The organism is Bacillus sp. LR--39 (assembly GCF_053613335.1).
Map to the genome: position 1 here is coordinate 1 of NZ_JBSIOT010001159.1, position 613 is coordinate 613.

Sequence of the window (613 nt, forward strand, 5' to 3'; positions counted from 1 at the left end):
CCACCAAGCCCAGTAGAAAATCGTCCATGAATTGATCCATTCACGGCTGTCCGGATCATTAGGCGCAAGGCGGAAGCTCATTTGCACCACATTGGAGATATACGTTCCGATCGTGTCCGTAAACGAGTTCATAATTAACACCGTCGGTCCGACAAACAGCATAAAGATCATCAGGACGCCGGCCAGCACCATGTTCGTATTGCTCAAATACTTGATGCCTTTTCCGATTCCGCTCCAAGCGGAAATTAAAAACAGAACGGTGATGACTGCAATGATCGCCAGCTGCACCTGGAAGCTGTTCGGCACTCCGAATAGATAATGGAGTCCGCCGTTGATCTGCGTGGCGCCGATTCCGAGACTAGTCGCTACACCGACGACGGTTGCAAATACAGCGATGCAGTCAATCCCTTTTCCAAGCGGTCCGTTGACTCTGTCGCCGAAGACCGGAAACAGCGTCGCGCTGATCAAGCCAGGCGCGTCTTTTCTGAATTGAAAGTATGCGATGCAAAGGGCAACGATCGCATAGATCGCCCAAGCATGCAATCCCCAGTGGAAAAATGTATACCTCAGAGAATCTCTGAAGGCCTGGGCTGTTTCTGTTTCACCTGATGGA

At 50.9% G+C, this 613-nt stretch carries 1 protein-coding gene; it reads right to left on the reverse strand.

Annotated features, from left to right (window positions below; all coding sequences use genetic code 11):
* The coding region (locus tag ACWHAR_RS29140; protein WP_452088706.1) for a BCCT family transporter at positions 1–613 on the reverse strand (613 nt) is incomplete at both ends.